The organism is Streptomyces sp. NPDC017936, from assembly GCF_044328485.1.
Classification (GTDB): domain Bacteria; phylum Actinomycetota; class Actinomycetes; order Streptomycetales; family Streptomycetaceae; genus Streptomyces.
On sequence record NZ_JBIRHK010000030.1, the window covers coordinates 1 to 23,336 of the forward strand.

A 23,336-nucleotide genomic window follows, 5' to 3' on the forward strand; every position below is an offset into this window, starting at 1 on the left:
CGCAGCCCGATCGCCTACGAGCGAGCACTCCACACAACATCAACTACGCTGGCCAAAGCCGCATAACCCGTGTTCAGGAATAAGGGTCAAGGCCCCACCTCGCTCCGAGGCAGGACGCGGTGTGGGACGACCCGGCCGGCGGCGGCCCCGTGCTGATCGGGCAACACATGGCCAACCTCCGCCGCAAAGGCGGCCTGGGCAAGGACCCGAAGCGGGCAGAGCAGCGCGCGCAGCAGCTGGCCGCGATCGACCCAGACTGGAACTGCCCATGGCCGCTCAACTGGCAACGCCACTACCGCGTCCTCGCCGACCTCGTCGACGCCGACAGCCACCTCCCCGACATCGCACCCGGCGTCACCTTCGACGGCGACGACATCGGCAAATGGCTCCAGCAGCAGAAGCAGCCGGCCACTTGGGCGCGGCTCCTGTCCGAGCAGCAGGAACGACTGACCACGCTCGGCATCAAGCCCACCGAGGCCCAGTCCCCCGCCCCCGCGGAGGCGGCCCCGGCGGCGGCCGGCGCGGCGAAGGGCCCGAGCAAAGCGCAGCAGGCGTTCCAGCGCGGTCTGGCAGCCCTCGCCCAGTGGGTAGAACGGGAAGGCGCCCACCGCCCGGTACCGCGCAGCCACGCTGAGGAGATCGCGGTCGACGGTGCGACGGAGCCGGTGGTCATCAAGCTGGGTGTATGGGTGTCCAACACAAAGGCAAGGCGCGACAAACTCACCGGCGAGCAGCTCGCCGCCCTCGCCGAACTCGGCGTCAACTGGGCATGATGATCAACGAGGAAGCGTGTTGTCCGTGTCTGGCGATGCACCGAGGCGGAGTCACGGTGGCGGCGGTGCGGTGGTGAGATACCGCGCCGGGGGTGTTCGCGGGCGGGCGTTTTCTGCCAACTCCACCCGGGCGGCGCTATTATCGGTCGATCACGCAACGCCTGACACGTTGGCCGCAGGAGGCGTCTTGTTGCACGAGCAGGTTCGCTCCTCGAATGTCCGGTCGGTGGGCTACAGCCAGCAGGAGCGTGTGCTTGAGGTCGCCTTTCACAGCGGAGGGGTGTACCGCTACGACGGCGTGCCTGCGGACGTGCACACGGCCTTGATGGCGGCTCCCAGCAAGGGCGGTTTCCTGGCCCGCTTCATCAAGGGCCGCTACGTCTACCGCCGCGTCTCGGGCTGACGCACCCGTCGTTCCATCTAGGTTCCTTCCATCGTTGTCGAGTTGAGGCACGCGTGCAGATCTGTTCCGTTTCCGTCGAGGGCTTTCGCTGCCTTGAGGACGTCGCCGGGGTTCCGGTCCTTTCCCAGACGGTTTTGACCGGGCAGAACGAGGGCGGGAAGACCGCTCTTCTGGACGCGCTGAACTTCCTGCTGCACGGAACCGCACTGAGCGAGCACGATCTCACCTACGTCGGCGACGGCGCCCTCCAGGAACCGGCGGGCGACGCAGCCGCACCGCACGCGCGTGTGTGCCAGGCGGTCGTGACTGGCAGTTTCAGCCTCAGTGCCGAGGAGCAGCTGCGTCTCGGGCTGCCCGAGCAGGTACGAATCCGGCGGCGTTTCCGGCCGGAAGCCGGCATGTTCCTGGAGATCAATCGCCGTGTCTGCCAGGACCCTCAACTGCGTGACCTGGCGGCGGTGAAGCTGCCGGGGCTGAAGGAGCTCGCGGCCGCTCACGGGGTCGAACCGGTCGGGCAGGCGAACGCCAGGAACAGCTGGGAGCAGCCGCTTCGGGAGTTGGCTCAGCAGATGAACCAGGTCGACGCGTGGGTGCCGGTGGACTCCGAGGCGGCTGCTGCCATGCCGACGATGGTGTACTTCAAGGGAGACTCCGTCCAGGCGCCCGAAACCGTGATCCAGAGCCTGCTCAACTCCCGGCTGCGGGAATACACGCGGGCCGACGAGGTGGCCAAGCGGGTAACGGATCTCGAGGACTATCTCGCCGAGTCGCTGAAGGAGGACATCGACAGCATTCGCAGTCACATCGCGCAGCGATGCACCCTGCCGTCGGTGGAGCTGGCTCCTCAGGTACAGGTGCGTCCGGCGCTGGTCGGCGTCGAGCTGAACGTGATGGACTCGCAGGGCCGCCGCTTCCCGCTCTCGTCCGCCGGCACCGGCCGATCGCGTCGGATCTCGCTGGCTCTGTGGGAGAGCAGCAACGAACTTCTGGGTCAGCACGACGACACTCAGGCGCCCGAGTCGGACGTCGTGTTCGTCTACGACGAGCCCGACACCCACCTTGACTACTCCCATCAGCGGCGCATCATGGCGCTCATCCAACTGCAGTCCTCACGGCCCAACGCGCGGGTCATCGTGGCGACGCACTCTCTCAACCTGATCGACGGAGTCGACATCTCCTCCGTGGTGCACTTGCGTACCCAGGAGGGCCGAGTCCGGGCGGAGGTCCTGAGCGAGGACGGCACGGACAAGGACGTGCGCCGGCACCTGTCGACGATCGCGACGACACTGGGGTTCCGTAACAGCGTCCTCCTGCACGAGCGATTCTTCGTCGCCGTGGAGGGGGTGTCCGAGACATCCGCGTTCCCCATCCTCTTCCGCAAGCACGCAGGCTTCCCGATCCAGTCCGCCGGGATCTGCCTGTGGGCCGGCGGCAGCAACGAAGGCGCGCTGCGATTCGCTCGGTTCCTCAAAGATCACGGCCGCGACGTCGCCTTCGTCGTCGACAAAGACAGCCGCACCAACCAGAGGCACGTCTTCCGCGACGACAAGCTCAAGGAGCACGGCTTCGACCTCAACAAGGAATGTCTATACCTCGGCTCCCCCAACGAGCTCGAGGACCTGTTCACCGACGAGGACTGGGCTGAGACGGCCAACGCGCTGTGGAAGCCGAACGCCGAACGCGGCCCCTGGCAGCCCCAGGAGATCGAAGAACTGCGGGCTGGCAAGTTCAGCTCGCAGTTGCTGAGCCTGCTCAAGGGCGGCTCACCCGAGGGACCTAAGAACAAGGAAGACCTCATGGTCGGCGTCGCTGCCCATCTCCCTCAGGACCGCATCCCTGCCGCCCTGTCCACGGTCTTCGATGCTCTCGTCAGTCGCGCGCAGAACGCGGGGCCGCATCTTTGGTAGCCGCCCCGGCTTGACGCGCCGCTCGTCGCGCCTTCATACGCATCAGCCGCTGCTGCGGCGTCGGCGCCTCCCATGTATGCAGACCGGCCGAAGCCACCCATTGAGAACCGTGGTGCCCCGGATCGTCGCCACACCAGCGGCAGCCGTCAGGAGACGGCATGTCCTTGCGATGCACGCGTATCACCCGATCACCGCCCATGGAGCACCGCCCGTGTACGTCGGAATACCTTCGATATGAACACTTTCCCCAGAAGGCCATGCTCAAAGAGTGCCACCTGCCACTGACAACCGGACGGACACGTTCCAGCTCGCTCTGCCGTGCCTGAGGCTGTCGCGCACTTCAGCCTCGCGCTCCAAGCAAGCGCGGGTTCCCGCGGCAATCGACCATTCCAGAGGTAACTGGGCGGGCAGGGGACTGCTTGGCAGCCACGGCTGGGGTGGTCCTGATGGCGCCTGCTCTCTACACGGCTGCCGTCGGGCCGGCCTTTCTTAGGAGAGACGGTGGAGGAGGCCGTCGACGGCGCGCCGGGCGCGAAGCGGCCAGGTGTATACCACTCGGGCACGTGCAGTGCGGGCCTGTTCAGCGGCCGGGTGCCGTCCCATGACAGTGACGGGAGTGTCGTCGCCGAGCGCCTGCAGCGGACCGTCAGTGACCAGCTGGATGCGGAGCAACGGGCCGCTCTCGCGGAGCTGGGCTACGCCTGGGCTGCAGAGGTGAGGGTGTAGACGTCGGTCCGTCGACGGGCGCAGGCGCCCCACCACACAGATTCCGTCAGGTCGCCGCTGGCCCCTTTGATATGGCTGTGGGCAGGGTGCGGATCCGCAGCAGGCCGTCTGTGCCGCCTGTTGCGAAGAGTCTGCTGTCCGGTGAGAAGGCTGATGCTGTCACGTGGCCGTTGTGGCCGATTTGCGGTCTGGGGAGCTCGGCCCAGGTGGCTGTTTCCCAGATACTGAAGTGGAAGTCTGGGTCCTCCGGGTCAGCGGAGACCCGGTCGCCGCTGATGGCTACAAGGATGCGTCCGTCTGGTGAGAACGCCATCTCTGTGACCATGTCCCCCGGGCACTCGAGTGGCTCGTGGATCATCTGGCGTGTGCGTACGTCCCAGAGCTGGACGTCTTCGCTGCCGGTGGCCAGAACATCGTGGTCTGGTGCGAGAGCTAGGGCCGTGACGTCTGAGGAATGGCCGCGTAGGGGGGGCATCGATTCTCGTCTGCTCTTGCGCCTTCCAGAGGTGGGCGACGCCTTCGGCATGACCGGTGATCAGCAAACCATCAGTGGAGAGGGCTGGGGCGCTGGTGAGGTTGTTGGCGAAGTGCTTCTCTGCTTTTTGTGGTCGCCGGGGATCGGTGATGTCCCATCGGCGGATCGTGCGCCCCTGGACATAGAGGGACTAGCCATCGGGGGCGAAGAGGAGGCTGGCGACGAAGCCGCTGTTGTGGAGGGGCTCTGCAACAAGGGTTCGGCTTTCCACGTCCCACAGTCGAGCGGTTGCGTCCTCGCTTCCCGTAGCCAGGAGCCGGCCATCGGGAGAGAAGGCCACACTCGTCACACGGTCGGTGTGTCCGAAGAGTGCCGGTCCTGCCCGGCGCTGTGCGACGGTGTCCCACAGCTGCACGGTCTTAGCGCCGTGTCCGGTAGCCAGGAGATGACCGTCTGGGGAGAACGCCACCGCCCATACCCCGCCGAGGTCCTCAGCGGTGGGCGGCAGCTGCACATGCTCGCCCCGGCGAAGCGTGGCCAGGACGACCTGCTCAGACAGGGCGGCATGGTGTTCTGTCGGCTGGGGGGCCGGGGCGTTGTTGTTCTGCGCATGGCGCAGCAGGGACAGCCGCTGCCAGCGATTCCGCCACTGGGGTAGGTCCGGATGCTGCAGTGAGGCGATCTTGTTGGTGTCGTAGGCCAGCAGGACGCGGACCAGGGCGAGGTAGTAGTCGCGGCTGGGCAGGCTGTGGCCTCGCAAGGCCGCGCTGATCCCGGAGGCGGACAGATGCTGTCCGCGCGGAGCCCGAGCCGCGATCTGTGCGAGCGTCGGGTCACCGTGCAGTGCCCTGAGCGTGCGCAGTTCTGCAGCAGCGAGCCTCAGTTCCCGTCCGAAGTCACCTTTGGCTGTGCGCACATCGCCCTCCGTTTCCGTGTACGGCGGCGTCTGTCCCGGCCGTCTGCCCAGGTTAGAGAGCAGTCTCTGCAGATCACCGGAGAATGCTGAAGTCTACTGGATTCAGCTGGAGAACCGTGCAGATCCACCCGGGTGCTGCTGTATATGCGTCTTTTCACGCTGTGCAGGTAATCGGTCGCAGCTGGGCTCGACTGGGTGTCAAGGAGGTAGTGATGACGACTCGCCAGGTACCCGATGGAACACCCGCGCTGTTTACGGCTAGGCTGAACACGCCACCCTGGGCTCGGGCAGAAGCCCCACAGGGACGCTCTCCAGAGAGCCGCCGCAGAACCGCCGACCGCGAGGCGCGCACCACCCCCACGCGGACGACACCACCACAGGTGTCCGCCGCTTCTGTTCCTCCGCCTCGTAGGAGACTCCCGATGTCTCGGGACCCCCACCCGCACTCCCCCATACCCGCCCAACCCGAACCGCCGTCCAGTGCGGGGGCGCCGTTGGAAGCCCCGCTGCTGTCGGTGCACGCCGCCGTGGTGTTCCTGGCGGCCGTCATCATCGGCCTCGTCATGGGTGGGCTCATGTTCCTCCACGACAAGTCTGTGCCCGCGGCCGTCGCGACGGGCCTATTGGCCGCTGGAGGCAGCGTTCCCGTGCTGCACAAGCTGATCGGCTGACCGGCAGGGGCCGGGCTGCACACCCGCTGCTCTGGCCCCACCACCCTTCTGGGACATCAGGCGGCGTGGACGTCGTGGGCGTGGCCGCCGCTCCGGGTCGCCTGGGATGGCCTCGAGTTCGGCGACACCGACGCTTTCCATCGCCGTGACAACCGTGCCACCTCTCCGAGCGGGAGTGTCATCGCGTCGTCATCAACCGGTCGTCGGCATCCACCCGGGTAACGGGAAGACACGCTTCAGGCCCCGCCCCCCGCCTCTTATTTGATCGCGCGCTGTGCAGCCGGGCAGCGTCACATGTGCAGGGGGGCAGATCCGTCCTGACGGGCGGGCGTATCGCGGCGGTACAGGACGAGGGTGGCGGCGGCTCCGGCGGCGAAGAATCCGGCCGACCACCAGAAGGCGGCGGCGTAGCTGTGCAGTGCCGCTTGAGCGGCCGCATCTGGCGCTGTGGCGTTCTTGCCCGTGAGGTAGTCGGCGGCGGCCTGGGTGGAGAAGGTGGTCAGCAGGGCGGTGCCGAGGGAACCGCCGACCTGTTGGACGGTGTTGACGGTGGCGGAGGCGGCGCCGGCGTCGGAGGGCCGGACTCCGTGGGTGGCCGTTTCCATGGCCGGTGCGATGGTCAGGCCCATTCCGGCGCCGGTGATGAGGAGTTGCGGCAGCAGCTGGGTGGGGTAGCTGCTGGTCAGGTCGAGGGTGGTCATCCAGGCGAGTCCGGCGCCGGCCAGCAGCAGTCCGAGGGGGACGACGGCGCCCGGGCCAGTGCGGGGGATGACGACCTTGCTGGCCAGGGTGCTCGCCAGACCGAGAGCGGCGATCATCGGCAGGAAGGCCATGCCGGTGCTGATCGGCGTGTAGTGCAGGGACTGCTGCATGTAGAAGGTGAGGAAGAGGAACACGCCGAACATGCCGGCCCCGACCACCGCCAGAGCCAGGAGAGAGGCGAGGCGGTTGCGGTCGGCGAGGATGCGCAAAGGCAGCAGAGGGTGGTCGGTCCTGGTCTGCCAGAAGGCGAAGGCGGCCAGCAGAAGTATGCCGGCGGCGAGCGGGCCGTAGGTGATGGCGGCGGACCAGCCGTGTGACTCGGCGTTGGCGCAGCCATAGACGAGGCCGAACAGGGCGGTGGAGACGAGCAGGGTGCCGGGGATGTCGAGCCGGGGGCGGGTGTCGCGCCGGTCGCGGGGCAGCACGGCTGGTGCGGCGGCGAGGGTGACGGCGGCGAAGGCGATGTTGACGTAGAGGGTCCAGCGCCAGGAGAAGTGCTCGGTGAGCAGTCCGCCGAGCAGCAGGCCCACGGCTCCGCCGGCCCCGGCGATGGCGCCGTAGACGGTGAAGGCGGTGGCGCGTTCCTTGGGCTGGGTGAAGGTGGTGCTCAGCAGGGACAGGGCGGCTGGTGCGAGGAGCGCTGCGAAGGCGCCTTGGCCCGCGCGGGCGGCGATGAGCAGGCCGAGCGTGCCGGCGGCGCCTCCTAGTGCGGAGGTTGCGGCGAAGCCTGCCATGCCGATGGCGAAGGTGCGGCGGCGGCCGAGGAGGTCTGCGACGCGCCCGCCGAGCAGGAGCAGGCTGCCGAAGGCCAGGGCGTAGGCAGTGACGATCCACTGCCGGTCGCTGTCGGAGAAGCCGAGGTCCTGCTGTGCCGAGGGGAGGGCGATGTTGACGATGGTGGCGTCGAGAACCACCATCAGCTGCGCCAGTCCGACGGTGCCGAGGATCCAGCCGTGGTGACGCGGGGGCCGGGTGCCGGAGGCCGTGTGGTTCTTCGTGGGCTGTTGTGTACTGCGGGACAAGGTGATCCTGTTCTGGCGCGGAGGGGGTGCGTGCCGGCGTGCCAGCGGAAGGCGGTGGCGGGGAGGGGAGGGGCGCGGCTGGTCGTGGACGGGTTGCCGCGCCGCTGCGCGGGGGTGTTTCAGGGTCGGTGGGTGAGGGTGTCGGTGATGTCTTCTGCCGAACGGCCGACCAGCACCTGATGGGTTCCTTCCGGGATGTGCCAGGCGCCGGCTCGGGCGTCCCAGCGTGAGAAGGCCCGGTCGTCGAGGGGAACGTGCACGTCGGCCTTCTCGCCCGGCTTCAGGCGGATGCCGGTGAAGCCTGCGAGCCGGGCGTCCTTCTCGCCGGGGGCGCGGACGTAGACCTGGACGACCTCGCGGCCGGTGCGGGTGCCGGTGTTGGTGAGGGTCAGGTGGATGGCCGGGCCGGACGGTGCGCGGTGGAGCGTGGCGGGTCCGTGCTGCCAGGTGGTGTAGCCCTGTCCGGAGCCGAAGGCGAAGCGTGCGGGCGTCCCGGTGCGCTGCAGGTGGCGGTAGCCGGTGGGTTCGGCGGGTGTGTAGTCGCGGGTGAGGTCGGCGTCGAGGGTCTCGTGGTGGGTGGAGCGGTCGGCGTCGGTGCGGGGGACGGTGACGGGCATGCGTCCGCCAGGTTCGTCGTCGCCGGCGAGGACGCGGGCCAGTGCCTCGCCGAAGCCCTGTCCGGCAAACCAGCTCTGGAGCACTGCGCCGGCGTCGTCGGCCCAGGGGGCGTCCACGGGCCGTCCGGCGTTGATTACGACGACGGTGCGCGGGTTGGCCTGCGTCACCTGGCGGATCAGTGCCTGCTGTTCTTCGGAGAGGCGGGAGTGTTCGAGGTCGCGGCTCTCGCGGGAGGTCTCCAGTTCGTCGCCGACGACGAGTACGACGGCCTCGGCCTGTTGGGCGAGTCGGCAGGCTCGCTCAAGGGCACCGCTGGTCCGCGGCGGAGCCGCGTTGACGATGAGGGCCTGGACGCGGCCTCCTTCGGTGTCCATCTCGACGGTGACGGTGACGGGTGTTCCGGCCTGGAGATCGAGGTGGCCGTCGGTGGTTTCGGAGCGGGCGACCTGTCCCATGACGTCGCCGGGGGCCGGTGCCGGGCGGCGTGCGACTTCCTGACGGTCGACGCTGAGCAGGGTGGTGCCCGAGCCGCCGGCGCCGAAGGTCCAGCGGCCGCTGGTGGTGGGGTTGAGGATGGCGGTCAGTCGCAGGCGGCCGGGTTCGGTGGCCGGGCCGACTCGCGGGATGTGGCCGAACCAGATGAAGGAGGTGTCGGCGCGGACTTCCGACAGCACGAGGGTGTCGCCGCGGTAGTGCTCCAGCAGGACTCCGGGCTCGCCCTGGGGCGTGGTGACGTCGAAGGCGGCCAGCGGGGTGGCGGCGACGTGGTCGGTGCCGCGTTCGTGGACGACCTCGCAGTGCGGGCCGAAGCGGTCGCGCAGGGCCTGCAGCGGGGTGGTGATGCTCTGGCCGGGGCGGATGCGTCCGAAGGTCGCGCCCTGGTAGCAGGGCTGGTCGGCGTTGGGTCCGATGACGGCGAGGCGGGTGAGCGCCGTGGGGTCGAGCGGCAGTAGCTGATCGACGTTGGTGTTCAGGACGAAGGAGGCGGAGGCGGCCCGGGTGAGGACGGCGTGAGCCTGGTCTGCGGGCACATAGTTGGCCGGTTGGGTGACGGTGCGCTCGGCGCCGTTCAGACGGCCGACGCGGCGGGCCAGGCGCAGCAGGCGTGTCACCGCGTCGTCCACGCGTTCTTGGGGGACCTCGCCGCGCTCGACGGCTTGGGCGAGGCGCTGGCCGAAGTGGATGGCCGGGCCGGGCATTTCCAGGTCGCAGCCGGCCAGGGCGGGGCCGAGGGTCTCGTGCAGGGCGAAGTAGTCGGAGACGATCAGGCCGTCGAAGCCCCACTCTTTCTTGACGATGTCGAGCAGTTCCGCGTTGGCTGCACAGGCCACCCCGTTGAGGCGGTTGTAGGCGGTCATCAGAGCCCAGGCGCCGGCCTGGACGGCGAGTTCGAAGGGGCGCAGGTAGACCTCGCGCAGGGCGGTGTCGTCCACCTGGCTGCTCATGTGCTGGCGGGCGGTTTCGGTGTCGTTGGCGACGAGGTGCTTGGGGACGGAGGCGACGCCCTGGTCCTGGATGCCGCTGACGACGGCGGCTCCGAGCAGTCCGGCCAGCAGGGGGTCTTCGGAGAGCATCTCGAAGGTGCGGCCGGACAGTCCGGTGCGTGCGAGGTTGAGGTTCGGGGAGTAGATCGCGTCGAACTGGCGCCGCCGGGCCTCCGATGCCTCGGCGGCGGCCACCGAGCGCGCGACGGCGGGGTCCCAGGTGGCTCCGACGGCGATCCCGCAGGGCAGCAGCAGCGAGGTGTCGCGTTCGTCGAAGGCCGGGCTGACCAGGCCGAGGGGCCCGTCCACCATGGCGATGGGCTGCAGGCCGAGTTCCGCCTCGGGCAGGGTCTGCCAGCCGGACCGGCCGGCGGTCAGGGCAGCCCGGGCGGCCGGGGCGATCGCGCTCGGAGGAGGCAGGTCGGGGCCGGTGGGCTGGTCCGGCCGGCCTGCGTGCGGCTGGTGTTCCGGGGCGGTCATGACGCGGTCCTCCCGTACGGGGCGGCAGCGGCGTGCTGCGTGGTGAGCGGCTCGGCTCGTCCTGGTGTGAGGTGCCGACGAGCCGACAAAATTCAGAATTTGAATTCTAATCATGCTACACATGGCTCCACACGCGCCATCGCCGCGTGCGTCAACTTCCTCAGACCACTGGAGTGATCGATGAACCACCGGGTCAGGGCGGCAATCGCCTGCGCGACAGCGGCTGTAGCCCTAGGCGGCGCCGGCTGCACGAACACCTCGGACCCTCGTTCCGGCGCGGCGGGCTCAAGCACTGCGCCCTCCGCCTCCAGCGGTGGCTCGGGCTGTGCACCACAGTCGGGGACGAGCACAGATGTGACCGTGTCGGCGCCGGCCCACATGGACAACGGCGCTCTCTACCTCGGAGTGAATCTGGGCATTTTCGAGAAGCAGGGTCTTCGCGTACGGATCGAGGAGGCTCCCTCGGAGACGGCCTCCTTGGAGGCGGCACGGTCCGGCAAGGCCGACTTCGGATATGCGGGCGCCGTCGACCTGGTGAAGAAGCTCAGCGGCGGCGCGAAGGTCGATGTCGTCGCCGCGCTGTCCGGTGTGGCTCCCGGCTACTGGAAGAAGATGCAGGCCGGGCAGAAGGGCTACACCAGTGAGGTCACGGCACTGGTCGCCGCCGCTGACAGCGGCATCGACGATCCTGGGGACCTGACCGGCAAGAAGGTGGCGGTCTTCGACCGGGAAGGCCAGGCGGAGCTCAGCGCCCGGCATGTGATCGACTCGCACGGCGGCGACTCGCAACGTGTCACGTTCGTCGAGATGTCCATGGCCGGTGCTCGGGGCGCTCTGCGCGGCGGTGAGGTCGACGCCGCCGTGCTCGCGGACCCCTACCTGGCGGATGCCACCGCGGACGGTGCCCGCGTGGTGTCCTGGGCCGGCGTGGAGGCCCTTCAGGAGGGTGCGACCACGGCGCTCGTCGCGGCGAAGTCCTTCACGAAGGCCGATGCGCGCACGGCGGCCCGATTTCGTTGCGCGCTGCGCGAGGCCAGCGTCTACGCCAACGCGCACGGGTCGGCGGTACGCGAGGCCGTGGCCGGCAAGCAGGGGGTCGAGACGGGCTGACTCAAGGACGCGCAGGTGGCCCACTATTACGGCAACGGCGACGTCAGCGGCCTGAAGCGGCTGGAGAGGCTGGAGAGGCTGATGGGCACGTACGGGTTCATCACCAAGGACGTCGACTGGGCCGATCACACGGTCTCCGCTGCGTCGGTCGCGGGCTGAGGAACGGCCTGTCCGGGCCGGGACGCGGGTGCGGCCGGCCCGGACAGGCAGCAGGGTCAGGAGTCGTCTGCGGCGTCGCGGCGCTCGCCGAGGTCCTTCAGGATCTGCTCCTGCTGCTCGTCCATGCGCCAGTAGGACATGACCAGCAGCTGCAGGAGGAGGAGAGCGACCGGGGCGCCGTAGTAGAGCCAGCGCAGGCCGGTGACCGTGGCCGATCCGACATGGTGGGGGTCGAAGCCGGTGGCGGCCAGGACCCACGCGACCACGGCGCTGCCGACGGCGGTGCCGGCCTTGGTGGTCAGGGACTGGGCGGCGTGCAGCAGGCCGGTGGCGCGGTCGCCGAACTTCCACTCGTGATAGTCCACCGCGTCGGAGGTCAGGGTGAAGCTGGAGGTCATGCTGATGCTGATGACCAGGCACGCGCCGACGTAGACGCCGATGAACAGCGGCAGGACCGACTCCGTCAGCGGCAGGAGCGCGAACAGCAGCGCACCGGCGCCGAGGGCCAGCTGGTTGCCGCGGCGCTTGCCGAAGCGGGCGAAGAAGCGCGGCGCGGCCAGCGAGCCCACCAGGAGCGAGCCGGAGATCAGCGGCAGCAGCACCGAGATGGCCCAGGGCTCCCGCAGGACGTAGAGGCAGAAGTAGACCGTCACGGTGGTCAGCAGCCCGAGCCGGACGAAGTTGACGATCATGTAGAGGGCGGCGACGACCCAGGGCCCGTTCTGGAACATCTGCCGCACACCGGCCAGCAGCCCGACGCGCGGCCCCGTCGCCTTCCGCAGCGCCGGCACGTCCTGCTGGTGCTCGGTGACGGTGCGGAAGGTGACCAGGAGGAAGACGGTGCTGGCCACGCCGAGCAGTGTCGCGGTGATCAGGTAGCCGCGCTCCTCGCTGCCGCCCCCGAACGCCGAGACCAGGTGCGGGGTGAAGACCGCGACAGCGATGGTGCCGACGGACATGCCGATGGCGCGGGCGGTACCCAGCTGCATGCGCTCGGTGCCGTCCCTGGTGATCAGCGGCATCAGGGCCGCGTAGGGGATGTTGACGGCCGAGAAGACGATGCCCATCGCCAGGAAGGTCACCGCGGCATAGATCACCTTGCCGTCGGGCGAGAGGTCGGGGGAGGTGAAGGTCAGCACGGACAGCAGCCCGAAGGGCACTGCCCCGTACAGCAGGTAGGGGCGCGCCTTGCCGTGGCGGCTGCGGGTGCGGTCGACCAGGGCGCCGAAGACGGGGTCGGCGACGGCGTCGACGATGCGGGCCACCAGCATCAGCGTGCCGGCCGTGGCCGCGGAGATGAGGGCGACGTTGGTGTAGAAGTACAGCAGGAATCCCCCGGCGAGCTGCCAGGAGAGGTTGCAGGCGAGGTCACCGAGGCCGAACCCGATCTTCTCAGTACGGGTGAGCCGCTGTGAGGCGGTCTTCGCGGGCGTGGCCGCGACGGTCTGTTCTGCCATGGATACGCACACTCACTTCGTCGTGGGAGCGGGACTACCGGCGGGTGACGGCTCGGCTCTGCACACGCTGCCGCGCCCCCCGGACGCACGAGGCGGTGGCCGAAACGTGTCACGCACCCCACCCGAAGTCAATACTCGAATTCTGATTTCGTTCCTTGACTCCAACCTCTTGACGTAAGGGGCCCGTAACACCTAGTTTTCAGAATCGACATTCTAAAAGCTCTTCTGGAGGTGCTCCGTGCGCTTCTCCGTCTTCCTCGTCGGTCGCTCGACGGATCCCGCTGAGGACTCCTACGTTCTCGAGACGCTCACCGACCACGCGCTGGAGGCCGACCGGCTCGGATTCGACGCGGTCTTCCTGCCCGACCACCACTTCACCGGCTACGCGCCGATGTCGTCGGACCCGTTCCTGTTCGCCGCCTACCTGGCCGCGCAGACGCAGAACGTGCACTACGGCTTCTCCGTCACCACCCTGCCCCTGCACCACCCGGTGCGCTTCGCCGAGCGGGTCAACCTCCTCGACCACCTCACCCGCGGCAAGCTGCTGGTCGGCATCGGGTCGGGCACCACGCCCGAAGAGACCATCGGCTTCGGCGTCAACTTCCAGGACTCCAAGGACCTGATGGACGCCCAGGTCGAGCTGGTGCAGCAGCTGTGGGCCAAGAAGATCGAGGACGAGCCCATCGTCTTCGAGCACGGCCCCTACAAGGGCGCTGTGGTCCAGCGCATCGTTCCCGCCCCCTACAGCGACCGCCACCGGCTGATGAGCGTGGCGATGCGCGAGGCGAGCACCGCCCGCGCGGCGAAGTTCGGCTGGCCGGCCTTCATCCCGGCCTTCGTCCCTCCGATCCCGGCCAGTGGCGAACCCTCCACCGCGTTCCAGAAGTACCTGGGCGCCTACCGCGCCGCCATGTCCGCCTCCGGGCACCCGCAGGCGGTCATCGACGACTGCATGTCCTGGACCACGCACTCCTACCAGTGCGTGCACGTCGCCGAGAGTGACGAGCAGGCCCGCGAGGAACTGGAGGTCATCCTCGCCGCCTATGACAAGGCCGTCGAGCGCGAGTACGAGTACAACAAGCGCGCCGAGCAGATCAGCGGCGTCGACCTCGTCAAGGCACCCAGCGCGCTGAGCGAGGACTGGATCCGCACCTGGTGCCTGTACGGCAGCCCGGACACCGTGGCCGAGCAGCTGCGCCACTACGACGAGCTCGGCGTCGGCAACGTGCTGATGGGCTTCACCAACGGCCCGCTCACCCCCGAGCGCTACGCCCTCACCCAGTCCTCGATGCGACTGTTCGCCTCCGAGGTCATGCCGCGCTTCCGCCAGAACGGAGCCAAGTGATGAGCACCCTCATCGTCGGAATCGGCGGGACCACCCGCGCAGGCTCCAGCAGCGAGCTCGCCGTGCGTACGGCACTGGCCGGCGCAGAAGCCCGCGGCGCGCAGACGCTGCACTTCGGCGGAGACTTCCTGGCCACGCTGCCGCACTACGCACCCGAGCAGCCCGAACGGACCTGGCAGCAGACTCAGCTGGTGGACGCCGTACGGCGCGCGGACGGGCTGGTGATCGGCTCCCCCGGCTACCACGGCGGCATCTCCGGACTGGTCAAGAACGCCATCGACCTACTGGAGGACCTACGGTCGGACGAGCGTGTCTACTTCGACGGCCGCGCCGTCGGCCTCGTCGTGACCGCAGCCGGCTGGCAGGCCTGCGGCACCACGCTGAGCGCACTGCGCAACGTCGTGCACGCCATGCGCGGCTGGCCCACTCCACTGGGCGTCACCCTCAACTCCGCGCAGAACCGTCTCTTCGCTCCCGACGGAACCTGCGCCGACAGCAACGCGGCCGGCCAGCTGGACCTGCTCGGCCAGCAGGTCTACGAGTTCGCCACCGGTTTCAACGCTCCGGCACGGGCCATACAGGTCGCCTGAGCCCACCGGTCACCACCAACCCGCCACCCGCCCGGCGCCTGTCATCCCGCCCCGCCGGAGATGGCAGGCACCCCGCGGACGCCAGATGCGTCACCTCCCGCAGCGGGGCCGGCGCGTAGGCGGGGTCAGTGCGAGGTGCGCAGGAAGGCCAGGGTCATCGCGCCCAGGTCCTCGATGAGCGTGGACAAATTCATGTCCTGCGACGCCTCGGCCGGCACGTCGAGAGCCAGACCACGCGCCAGCGCCGCGTACACCGTGGTGAAGGACGAGCCCACCGCGCGTACCGGGTCAGGGTGCCGGATCTCCTCCAGCCGCGACATCAACAGGCCCGTGAAACGCTCCCGCAGATCGAAGTAGCCGCCCTTGCCGACCCTGGCCACCTCGGCATCCAGGGCGCCCCGTTGCTGGAAGGCGCCCAGAATCCGTCCCTCACGGCGCAGAAGTTCGGCCAGCTCCCCGATCAGACGCGGCACCACCTCCTCCAGCGGCAGTCCCGTCCAGTTGTCAGGATCGGTCAGCGCCCGGTGCTCAGCCAGCATCTTGTCCTGGAAGCGCAGCTGCGCGGCGCGCAGCAGATCGTCCTTCCCGTCGACCCTGGTGTAGATCGACCCCACCGACACGCCCGAGCGCTTGCTGACCTCGGTGATAGCGAAGCCGCTGTACCCCTTCTCCTCCAGCAGCTGCAGCGTCGTGTCCAGGACCAGGTCGAAGGACCTCTGACTGCGCTCCTGCTTGGGCGCACGGATACCGGTGGACACGGCCGACTCTCTGGAGGTGGGGGACACCCGATCAGTGTAGGGGCAGAGCTACGGGATGCCGCAGAGCGCGTCAGCAAGTTCGGGTGGCACCAGACCCTTCACCCCGGCGGCCAGCCCCGCCCGGCGGCGCTCCTGGGCGAAACCCGCAGCCGGGCAGAGCAATGACGACGCCCCGCACGCCGGAGCGGGGCCGCGAGACCGCCGGGAAGACCGGACGTCTCCCGGTCGGCACCAAGACCGACCGGGCGGACCGCGCCGGCCTTGCTCTCTTCGGACCGAGACCGGCTTGCCTGCGGTATTCCGGCGGCCGGTCAACTAGGCGACCCCCTGCTCAGCGAGGCGACGCGACCGCAGCGCCGGCCCCGGCCTCGCCACCACCAGGCCCGGTGATTTCATCCAGCAGTGCGAAGCCGTCCGCAATCCAGGCCAGCTCCGTGCGAACACGGGCGATCAGGCCGTCGTAGGCATACACCTTGAAGCGCACCGCGCGCTCTCCCTCGCGCTCGGACAGCTTGGCAAGACGAGCCGCCAGCGTGACATGGGTGTGATCGAGGAGCGTGGCCCGGGTGGCTTCGAGCATGCCCAGCTGCTCCTCCCAGTACGTCTGGTGCTGCCGGAGCTGCTCGCGCACCGACGCGGGATCGGCGAACTCGAAGTAGGCCGCCTTCAGATAGGCCGGGTCACGCTGCCGCTGGGGCTGCAACGGAGACTCGACCCACATCCGGAAGTCGGCCAACCCGGCATCCGTGACGTGATACTCCTTCTTCTTCCCCTTCGTCCCCCACGGCACCTCGACCGCGGCAAGCAGTCCGTCGCGCTCCATCCGTTTCAGCTCGGGGTAGATCTGCGAGTCCGGGGCGTGCCAGACATGCGCCACCGAGCGGCTGAAGCTCTTGGAGATGTCGTATCCGGTCATCGGCCGACCGGTGAGCAGCGCGATCAGCGCGTAACGCAATGACACAGCGCCCCCTCGCTTCCTCAGCGTCCAATCCCTTGCCAACTAACTATATCCATAGATAGTTTATGACCCGCGCTCCACTACCTATCTCCATAGGGAGTCCGTATGGCCCGCACTGCCTCCCCCGAGACCCATACTGCGCCCCCCTCCTCCGCCGCAGCGAAGATCTTCAACTACCCGCTCAACGCCTGGTACGTCGCCGCACGGGACCACGAGGTGACCGGGAAACAGCCGCTCGCCCGCACAGTCGGCGGCGTACCTCTGGCGCTGTGGCGCGACACACAGGGTCGGGCAGTGGCGCTGGCGGACGCCTGCTGGCACCGGCTGGCACCGCTGTCCATGGGCCGGATCCTGGGTGATCAGCTGCAGTGCCCCTACCACGGCCTGCGCTACAACGCCTCCGGCCGCTGCACAGGAATGCCCGCGCAGGAGACGATCAATCCTAGCGCGCGCGTCCCCTCCTACCCCACGATCGAGCGCTACCGCTATATCTGGGTATGGGTGGGCGATCCCGACCTGGCCGACCCGACCTCCGTGCCCGACATGCATCAGATGGACGACCCAGGCTGGGCCGGCGACGGCGAAACCATCCACGCCGACTGCAACTACCAGCTCATTCTCGACAACCTCATGGACCTCACCCACGAGGAATTCGTCCACTCCTCCAGCATCGGCCAGGAGGAGCTGTCCGAAGGGCGCTGTCACGTTGTTGGGTGGGTAGCTGTCTGATGGTGCGTCGTGGTGTGGTGGAGCCGGTTCCGGGTGCTCAGGCCGTGGCGGGGAGGCCGGCGACTCCGGTGATCTGCTCCCAGACTGCAAAGCGGACGGTCATTTCAGCGCGGTAGTGGTATGCGGGCATCAGATGGCGGCGGGGCCGGAAGTGAGGTGAGATGCCGCTGAACGCGGACAGAAACCGCTGGGCTCCGCCCACGGAGCGGAAGTTTTTCATCGCCCGTTCGCGCTGCCTCGTTGGCTGGTGGCTGTTCTCCGCCCTGTTGTTCAGGCCCTTGTGTGAGCGGTGCTCCACGGAGGGCATGACCTCACGGTGGGCGGCGCCGTAGGAGCGGAGCTTGTCGGTGATGATCACTCTGGGCACCGTGAGGGTCTTCTTGAAGAGCCTGTGGAAGAAGCGTCGGGCTGCGGCCTTGTCCCGCCGGTTCTGCACGAGGATGTCGAGGACGTGCCCGTCCTGGTCGACGGCCCGCCATAGGTACTGCAACCGCCCGTTGATCTTGATGAAGACCTCGTCGAGGTGCCACTTGTCTCTGGGCTGGGGCTGCCGGCGGCGCAGAGCGCCTGCGTAGATCTGCCCGAACTTGCCGCACCAGCGGCGGATCGTCTCGTGGGAGACGACGATCCCGCGCTCAAGCATGAGCTCCTCGACCTCGCGGAACGACAGCGGGAAGCGGAAGTACAGCCACACGCAGTGGGAGATGACCTCGACCGGGTACCGGTGCCCCTTGTACGACGGCGACGCACTCCCCACAGACGATCCTTCCCAGCCCGATCAACCCGAAGATCATCCCATCGGTCAGCCAACGTGACAGCGCCCTCAGGGCCGCTGTGCATGCTGTCGACCAGCTGTCGCGTCATGTGCTCCAGCGCACTGGCTTCGCTGGGCAGCTGCCAACACCCGCTCCCTCCTGGAGCGTCGAAGAGGGAAACGTGCCTGCCGTCTTCGAGGGTCCCGCAGTAGTAGAACTTTTCGCCCCAGACGAACTCGTGCGGATCCGGGATGTCGTGAACATCAACACCCGTGATTTCGATTGCCGGGTCAGTCATGGTCATGGCCCCCTTCGGGCAGGAGTCGAAAGCTGAGCCTGAAGACCCTTGGTCACGGTGAGGGCCAGGGCGTGCGGCTTTGACCGGACGCGAGCGGCAGGTCAGCGCCGGGTGACGGTGTAACCGGCGTCGTTGACGGCGGCGGTCCACACGTCGCGGTCGAACCACTTGGTGATGTTCGGCTGCAGCTCGGTGATGGTGCGCATCCTGGCTTCCCAGTCGTGCCCGGCCGGGCCGCGGCTGCCGTCGCAGCCGGTGCAGCCGTCCTCGCCGTGGATGTGGCCGGCCATCCAGGCGTTGACGGCCACGTTGACGATGACCGCGTACAGGTCTCCGCCACTCTGGGCCAGGGAATCGGGGACACCGGCGAGGACCAGGGCCAGTTCGGGATTGTCGAGCGGCGGCATCGGGGCCCGGCCCGCGTCCGTGGCGCTGCTGCTCTCCCCGAAGGCCTGCGCATTGTCGGCAAGACGGTCGGCAAGGACGGCGGCGTCGAAGTACCGCCAGGCGGAGCGCACCTGGATGCCCAGGCGCTGCGCGACGGTGCTGATGTTCTTCTCGATCGTGTCCTCGACCGTCGACGGTGCGAGTGTCACCCCCCGGTGAGCCAGCTCCGCGAGCGTCTGAGCCACAGCTTCCTTGAACGCTTTCGTGTTCCGCGCAAGCGCATCGTAAGCGGGTGGAAGTAGCCGCTGGGCGGCTTCACCTGCACTGCTCCGGGGCAGGTGACCGAAGCGCCGCAGCATGGTTGGGCAGGGCATCGCGTGTATGGACATCCGGCACCCCGCGGATACGCGAGCGTGCCCCGGACTGATGGGTCCGGGGCCGGCTGCTAGAGGTCGAACTTGAGGTGTTCGATGTCGGTGAAGCGGACCTCTTCCAGCTGGCCGGCGCGGCGGCCGTTGTCCTGGAAGTACACCTCCTTGAGTCCTTCGGCGGCGATCTGCCGGAGCTGCTGGTCGGTGGCGCCGGTCTGCTGGGCGTCGAAGAGGCGGGCGGCGTAGACGGGCGGCAGGGCGACGGTCAGGTGCCTGATGCGGTCCTGGTCCGTGGATCCGATCGGCGCGGTGTAGCCGAGGCGGGCGCGGGTGTCGATCCGGCGGTAGAGGCCGGTGGCGTGTCCGCCGCGCCCGCACCGGGGGCGGACCGGGAGGGTCAGCAGTCCTCGGTTTTTCGGGCGGAGGGGGGCAGTGCCAGATCCAGCAGGGCGTTGACGGTCTTCCTGTCCAGCTCGCTGCCGAGGCGGAGGGAGCGTCGCAGGAGATCACCGACGTCCCTGGGCTCCAGCCCGAGGCGCACACGGGCGAGCAGGCAGATCTCGCCGAAGAGCACCGGCGCCCCGTCCGGTTCCCGCAGGATGTACCAGTCGAGGAGCTTGACGACGTCGCGCTGGATGTCCCCGAGGGAGACGCTGGTCCTGTTCGTCTTCCCGGCCCGTTCTACGTCTTCGGCGAGGCCTCCGATGACCGCCTCGACCAGCGTGGTGCGCAGGGCCGCGACGGGGATGAAGCCGTCGGTGTCGTCGCTGAGGGCGGCCGCAGGCCACCAGGCGAGCTGCGCGGCGGATTGCTCGGGCTTGGTCTTGTCACGTCCCAGTCCGCGTTTTGGCTGGCGGCTGGCGGCGTCCTCGAGGCTGTCGCCGAGGATCTTTGTCAGGCGGTTGTGGTCGGCGACGAGGCCGAGGGGTTGTTGGGTTCCGAACGTCGTCGTGCCGGACAGGAGCGTCCGCAGTTTGTGGGTCCTGCGGTATTCCTCGGCCCAGTCGCGGGCGACGGGCTCGGACCAGCGCGGGCCCACGGCGGTTTCGGTCTGAGGGACGGGCAGGCTGCGGCGTCCGTATTTCGGGTGGGGTAGGTCGTCGAGTGCCAGTCCCGCGATCTGTGCCAGTCCCGTCCGGTCGACGAGGCGGTCCGGCTGGAGTTCTGGTGCCCGCAGGTCGATGACACATCGCTCCAGCGGCAGGGAGCCGGGCCGACGGGAGGCGGCCCACAGGGCGAGGTGGTCGCGCCAGTGGGGCAGCGGTTCTTTGGGGGCGGTGAAGTCGGCGATCTTCGCAATCCGGGCGTTGCCCGGATCTGCCGGGTGGTGAAGGAGGTCGGCGGCGGTGACGGTGATGGCGTCCTTCACCGGGCGGGCGTCGTAGCCTTCGTAGGCGCGGTCCACGACCTGACCGGGCCGGTGCCATGCGGTTCCGTCCCACCAGTAGCCGCCGTGCCGGTAGAGGAACCCGTTGCGCCCGTACATCCAGTCGTGGTGCAGGGAGCTCATGTCCTTGTCGTGAATGAGCAGGACGGTGCGGCCGTGCGTGGGGTGCTGGTGGACGGCCCACGCGTAGGCGCGGTTCTTCGTCTCGGTCGTGAAGGCCACCCATCCCCCGCCGGGTAAGGGATCCGTGCGCCCCCACAGTCCTTCCCCCTGGTTGCGGCCGGTCCGCTCGATCGCGTCGGGATTGTCCAAGGGCAGCCGCTCGTCGTTGATGAACGGCAGCCCCGGAAACGGGTGATCGGTACGCAGCCCATTGGCGACCGGACGGATCCAACTCATAGCGCCCCCTCTGATACGGCCTCCCCGCGCCCGGACACCTACGCCCGGACGCGTCCTCTTCCATCCCTGCGACACGGCAGACACCGCCAAACCCCCATGACCGGACCGGCTGTCACCGCGCATGGGGCACCCCGCCCGCGCGCCTGGTTGACGGCGGCCGCAGCGGGCGGCTTCCATAGCGGGCGGGCCTGTGAACGCCCGGCCGCGCGACGGACCAAGCCCCCCGGTTTCCGTCGCCGAGGACCGGCCAGAAGCGTCACCGCGCGATCCGCACAGCTGTCTGCCTCTTCACCCAGCGCGCACCGCCGGGGGCCGGTGACGCGCGGAAGAACTCCCTCATGAATCCTCCGGCCGCTCTGCTTCTCACCGCCGACCGGCGGCGCAGCACCGGTGAGTCTCATCAGGCCCTGTGCGCGCTGCTGTCCGGGTCGGGCCGGCCGTTGTCCATTCCGGCCGCGCTCCACGCCGAGCAGGTCCGGCTGGAGGCCGCGGTCTTCCAGCGGGTGTGCGCGATGGGCGGTGTGAGCGAGCATCCGCTGGGCGTCGTCCGTGTCCGCCCGCGGGAGGACCGGCTCACGCTCCAGCTCGTCGATGAGCCGCATGTCATCGGCCACTGGATCGACCTGCTGTCTCCCGCGGTCAACGAGGGTATGGGGGACGATCCGCGCGACCGGGTCGCCGGCGTGCCGGGGCTGCGCAGCTGCCGCGAGGCGGGCGGCATCCGCCTGTACCGGCCGGGCACGGCGGCGGTCATTCTCCTGTCCGGGTTCAACCCGCGCTGGTGGGAGCGGATCGCCGGCCGGCGCGAGGACCATTACGGTTCTCTGCTGCGGCAGCCGGACTGGACGGCTGTCGAGAAGGCGGCCTACGACGCTCGGGCGGCCTGCCCGCGGGACGCTTCCGCGCTCCTGTCGCCGCTGCTGCGCCGTATCCGCGTGACCGCCGGCCCTGGGCCGGTCAACAGCACCGACGTCTGGACCACGGGGAACGGGGTCCGTCTGGAGACCACGGACGGCCCGCCCTGCCCCGACCTCATCCAGCTGCTGACCGACGGGCCCTGCGGGCTCGGCTGGCAGGTCGAGAACAAGGTGTGCACCTGCCTGTGCGACCACAGTCACGCCCGGACCGGCTGCACCGTCAACTTCCGGGACCCGGCCACCGGACGGCCGGTGTGGTACTCCAACCTGAAATGGGGCCGCACCATCGAGGACCGTCTTGAGACCACCGCCAGGCTGAATCGCTCCGCGTTCACCTGACAAGGCGGACCGGGCAATCGCCTTGAGGCGCGTCATGTGACACCCGGGAGCAGCGGGGTTCACACAGCCCTGCTGCTTTCGGCAATCGCGCACCCCTCGTGCCGACCGGCAACAGAGCAGGACGCGGTGCAGCGCGACGCCGGCCGGCGCGTCGGCTGGACTGCCAGGACTTCGCCCACGGCCTTGACGACCCACGCCTTCCGGATCGCGGAGAAGGGGTGTAGCGACTCGTCCGGGCCGCTACGCTTTTGGCATGGCGAAGAACATCGAGGTACCGGTCGACGACGAGGCGTACGAGGCCCTCGCGGCAGAGGCCGAGCGCGCCGGTATCACGGTGCCGGAGCTGGTCGGCCGCGTGGTCACGCACGACGCCCACCGGCGCCGCTTCCTTTCCTCCGCCCGCGACTTCGCCACGGCGTGGGGCCCTGCCTTCGACGAGGAGTTCGGTACGGCCCGCGCCAGCGACGCCGCCGCGTGATCCTTCACATCGACCGCGGCTGGCTGCTGCAGGCCGCGCATGAGCACCTGGGCTCCGATCCGGACGTCACCGACTACGGGAGTCTCGCGGCCGCCGTCGCCCGGCACGCCGACGAGGTAATGGGCGTTCCCGTGTACGGCGGGGCTCACCACCGGGCGGCCGCCCTCATGCACCTCCTCATACGGGTGCCCGCGCTGGAGACCCGCAACGAGCTGTTCGGAGCGGTTGTCGCGGCCGCGTACCTCACGGCGTCCGGGATGCCGGTGACGGTGGCGCCGAAGGACGCGGTAGCGCTCGCCGTCCGGGTCCGTGACGGGCTCGGCGTGCGCGACCTGGCCGAAGAGATCAAGCGAGAGTGGGTCGTGTAGCGACCAGCGCAGGGACCGCTCCGGACGACGGGCCGCTTCTTGGCCGCCCCGGACGGCTTCCCTCGCAGGCGCAGCTGGCCGCGACCGCAGTCCTTGAGGACGGCAGACGCCTCGTCGACGGCCTGGACGTCGGTACCCCCGCCGGTCCCGCCGAGCCTGCCCGCATGCTGGTTAGGCCGTCTGCGCGTGATCCGGGAGTGCCTCTCCACCGAGGCTGACTGGCGTCTTCGGCTGCGCCCGGTTGGGCGCAGCCTCTTGGGTTTCCTCTCCGCGAGGTGACGTGACGCGGTCAGA

21 protein-coding genes and 2 pseudogenes are annotated in these 23,336 nt (G+C 68.9%); 12 read left to right on the plus strand and 11 right to left on the minus strand.

From position 1 onward, the window contains the following. Positions 1–95: 95 nt before the first annotated feature. The 3 genes and pseudogenes from ACH4F6_RS38575 to ACH4F6_RS38585 all read left to right on the plus strand — a co-directional run. Positions 96–773, plus strand: a pseudogene (locus ACH4F6_RS38575) (helicase associated domain-containing protein); the annotation flags it as partial. Positions 774–960: 187 nt separating this feature from the next. Then, positions 961–1,176: a KTSC domain-containing protein gene (locus tag ACH4F6_RS38580; RefSeq protein WP_030837284.1), complete on the plus strand. Its 216-nt coding sequence runs from the start codon at positions 961–963 to the stop codon at positions 1,174–1,176. A 53-nt stretch (positions 1,177–1,229) separates the two neighbouring features. Next, complete coding sequence (locus ACH4F6_RS38585) at positions 1,230–3,083, plus strand: AAA family ATPase (RefSeq protein ID WP_397965274.1); 1,854 nt, start codon at positions 1,230–1,232, stop codon at positions 3,081–3,083. Positions 3,084–3,855: 772 nt separating this feature from the next. On the opposite strand, the gene ACH4F6_RS38590 is transcribed toward ACH4F6_RS38585, so the two are convergent. Continuing rightward, positions 3,856–4,335 (minus strand): WD40 repeat domain-containing protein, encoded by a 480-nt coding sequence (locus ACH4F6_RS38590; RefSeq protein ID WP_397965275.1) that lies wholly within the window; start codon positions 4,333–4,335, stop codon positions 3,856–3,858. Positions 4,336–4,474: 139 nt separating this feature from the next. Beyond that, positions 4,475–5,200: a WD40 repeat domain-containing protein gene (locus tag ACH4F6_RS38595; RefSeq protein ID WP_397965276.1), complete on the minus strand. Its 726-nt coding sequence runs from the start codon at positions 5,198–5,200 to the stop codon at positions 4,475–4,477. Between the two features lie 494 nt (positions 5,201–5,694). Here ACH4F6_RS38595 and ACH4F6_RS38600 point away from each other — a divergent pair, with 494 nt between their 5' ends. Further along, a complete protein-coding gene (locus ACH4F6_RS38600; protein WP_397965277.1) occupies positions 5,695–5,871 on the plus strand; it encodes a hypothetical protein in 177 nt (58 codons plus the stop codon). Positions 5,872–6,161: 290 nt separating this feature from the next. Here ACH4F6_RS38600 and ACH4F6_RS38605 read toward each other — a convergent pair whose 3' ends face one another. Continuing rightward, positions 6,162–7,655 carry an MFS transporter gene (locus tag ACH4F6_RS38605; protein ID WP_397965278.1) on the minus strand — a complete coding sequence of 498 codons (1,494 nt, stop codon included), beginning with the start codon at positions 7,653–7,655 and terminating at the stop codon, positions 6,162–6,164. A 119-nt stretch (positions 7,656–7,774) separates the two neighbouring features. Beyond that, positions 7,775–10,237, minus strand: a complete 2,463-nt coding sequence (locus ACH4F6_RS38610; protein ID WP_397965279.1) for a beta-glucosidase — start codon at positions 10,235–10,237, stop codon at positions 7,775–7,777. A 360-nt stretch (positions 10,238–10,597) separates the two neighbouring features. On the opposite strand from ACH4F6_RS38610, the gene ACH4F6_RS38615 reads away from it, so the two are divergent. Both ACH4F6_RS38615 and ACH4F6_RS38620 read left to right on the plus strand, forming a co-directional pair. Beyond that, positions 10,598–11,347 (plus strand): ABC transporter substrate-binding protein, encoded by a 750-nt coding sequence (locus tag ACH4F6_RS38615; RefSeq protein ID WP_397965280.1) that lies wholly within the window; start codon positions 10,598–10,600, stop codon positions 11,345–11,347. A gap of 15 nt (positions 11,348–11,362) precedes the next feature. Next, the gene (locus ACH4F6_RS38620) at positions 11,363–11,506 is read left to right on the plus strand and encodes a hypothetical protein (RefSeq protein WP_397965281.1); all 144 of its coding nucleotides are present in this window, start codon (positions 11,363–11,365) and stop codon (positions 11,504–11,506) included. A gap of 56 nt (positions 11,507–11,562) precedes the next feature. Here ACH4F6_RS38620 and ACH4F6_RS38625 read toward each other — a convergent pair whose 3' ends face one another. After that, a complete protein-coding gene (locus ACH4F6_RS38625) occupies positions 11,563–12,963 on the minus strand; it encodes an MFS transporter (RefSeq protein ID WP_397965282.1) in 1,401 nt (466 codons plus the stop codon). Positions 12,964–13,201: 238 nt separating this feature from the next. Here ACH4F6_RS38625 and ACH4F6_RS38630 point away from each other — a divergent pair, with 238 nt between their 5' ends. Together ACH4F6_RS38630 and ACH4F6_RS38635 are read left to right on the plus strand one after the other, a co-directional pair. Continuing rightward, positions 13,202–14,308, plus strand: a complete 1,107-nt coding sequence (locus ACH4F6_RS38630) for an LLM class flavin-dependent oxidoreductase (RefSeq protein ID WP_397965284.1) — start codon at positions 13,202–13,204, stop codon at positions 14,306–14,308. Then, a complete protein-coding gene (locus tag ACH4F6_RS38635; RefSeq protein WP_397965285.1) occupies positions 14,308–14,898 on the plus strand; it encodes an NADPH-dependent FMN reductase in 591 nt (196 codons plus the stop codon). Before ACH4F6_RS38630 ends, ACH4F6_RS38635 begins: the two co-directional genes overlap by 1 nt. Before the next feature lie 125 nt (positions 14,899–15,023). Here the strand turns inward: ACH4F6_RS38635 and ACH4F6_RS38640 are convergent, their stop codons facing one another. Next, positions 15,024–15,656, minus strand: a complete 633-nt coding sequence (locus ACH4F6_RS38640; RefSeq protein ID WP_397965286.1) for a TetR/AcrR family transcriptional regulator — start codon at positions 15,654–15,656, stop codon at positions 15,024–15,026. Between the two features lie 331 nt (positions 15,657–15,987). Continuing rightward, complete coding sequence (locus ACH4F6_RS38645; RefSeq protein ID WP_397965287.1) at positions 15,988–16,617, minus strand: PadR family transcriptional regulator; 630 nt, start codon at positions 16,615–16,617, stop codon at positions 15,988–15,990. 102 nt (positions 16,618–16,719) lie between these two features. Between ACH4F6_RS38645 and ACH4F6_RS38650 the strand changes: the two genes are divergently transcribed. Beyond that, positions 16,720–17,343, plus strand: a complete 624-nt coding sequence (locus ACH4F6_RS38650; protein WP_397965288.1) for a Rieske 2Fe-2S domain-containing protein — start codon at positions 16,720–16,722, stop codon at positions 17,341–17,343. A 37-nt stretch (positions 17,344–17,380) separates the two neighbouring features. Here ACH4F6_RS38650 and ACH4F6_RS38655 read toward each other — a convergent pair whose 3' ends face one another. From ACH4F6_RS38655 to ACH4F6_RS38670, 4 genes and pseudogenes are all read right to left on the minus strand, one after another. Then, on the minus strand, positions 17,381–18,100 hold the full coding sequence (locus ACH4F6_RS38655; RefSeq protein WP_397965289.1) for an IS6 family transposase: 720 nt from the start codon (positions 18,098–18,100) through the stop codon (positions 17,381–17,383). 397 nt (positions 18,101–18,497) lie between these two features. Beyond that, on the minus strand, positions 18,498–19,028 hold the full coding sequence (locus ACH4F6_RS38660; RefSeq protein WP_397965290.1) for a hypothetical protein: 531 nt from the start codon (positions 19,026–19,028) through the stop codon (positions 18,498–18,500). Between the two features lie 200 nt (positions 19,029–19,228). Beyond that, positions 19,229–19,492 (minus strand): annotated as a pseudogene (gene tpg / locus ACH4F6_RS38665) (telomere-protecting terminal protein Tpg); the annotation flags it as partial. 59 nt (positions 19,493–19,551) lie between these two features. Continuing rightward, complete coding sequence (locus tag ACH4F6_RS38670; protein WP_397965292.1) at positions 19,552–20,940, minus strand: hypothetical protein; 1,389 nt, start codon at positions 20,938–20,940, stop codon at positions 19,552–19,554. A 338-nt stretch (positions 20,941–21,278) separates the two neighbouring features. Here ACH4F6_RS38670 and ACH4F6_RS38675 point away from each other — a divergent pair, with 338 nt between their 5' ends. The 3 genes from ACH4F6_RS38675 (at position 21,279) to ACH4F6_RS38685 (ending at position 23,042) form a co-directional block, all read left to right on the plus strand. After that, positions 21,279–22,196: a hypothetical protein gene (locus tag ACH4F6_RS38675; protein ID WP_397965293.1), complete on the plus strand. Its 918-nt coding sequence runs from the start codon at positions 21,279–21,281 to the stop codon at positions 22,194–22,196. A 253-nt stretch (positions 22,197–22,449) separates the two neighbouring features. Further along, positions 22,450–22,674, plus strand: a complete 225-nt coding sequence (locus ACH4F6_RS38680) for a hypothetical protein (protein ID WP_397965295.1) — start codon at positions 22,450–22,452, stop codon at positions 22,672–22,674. Next, positions 22,671–23,042: a fic family toxin-antitoxin system, toxin component gene (locus tag ACH4F6_RS38685; RefSeq protein WP_397965297.1), complete on the plus strand. Its 372-nt coding sequence runs from the start codon at positions 22,671–22,673 to the stop codon at positions 23,040–23,042. Before ACH4F6_RS38680 ends, ACH4F6_RS38685 begins: the two co-directional genes overlap by 4 nt. Positions 23,043–23,336 lie beyond the last annotated feature (294 nt).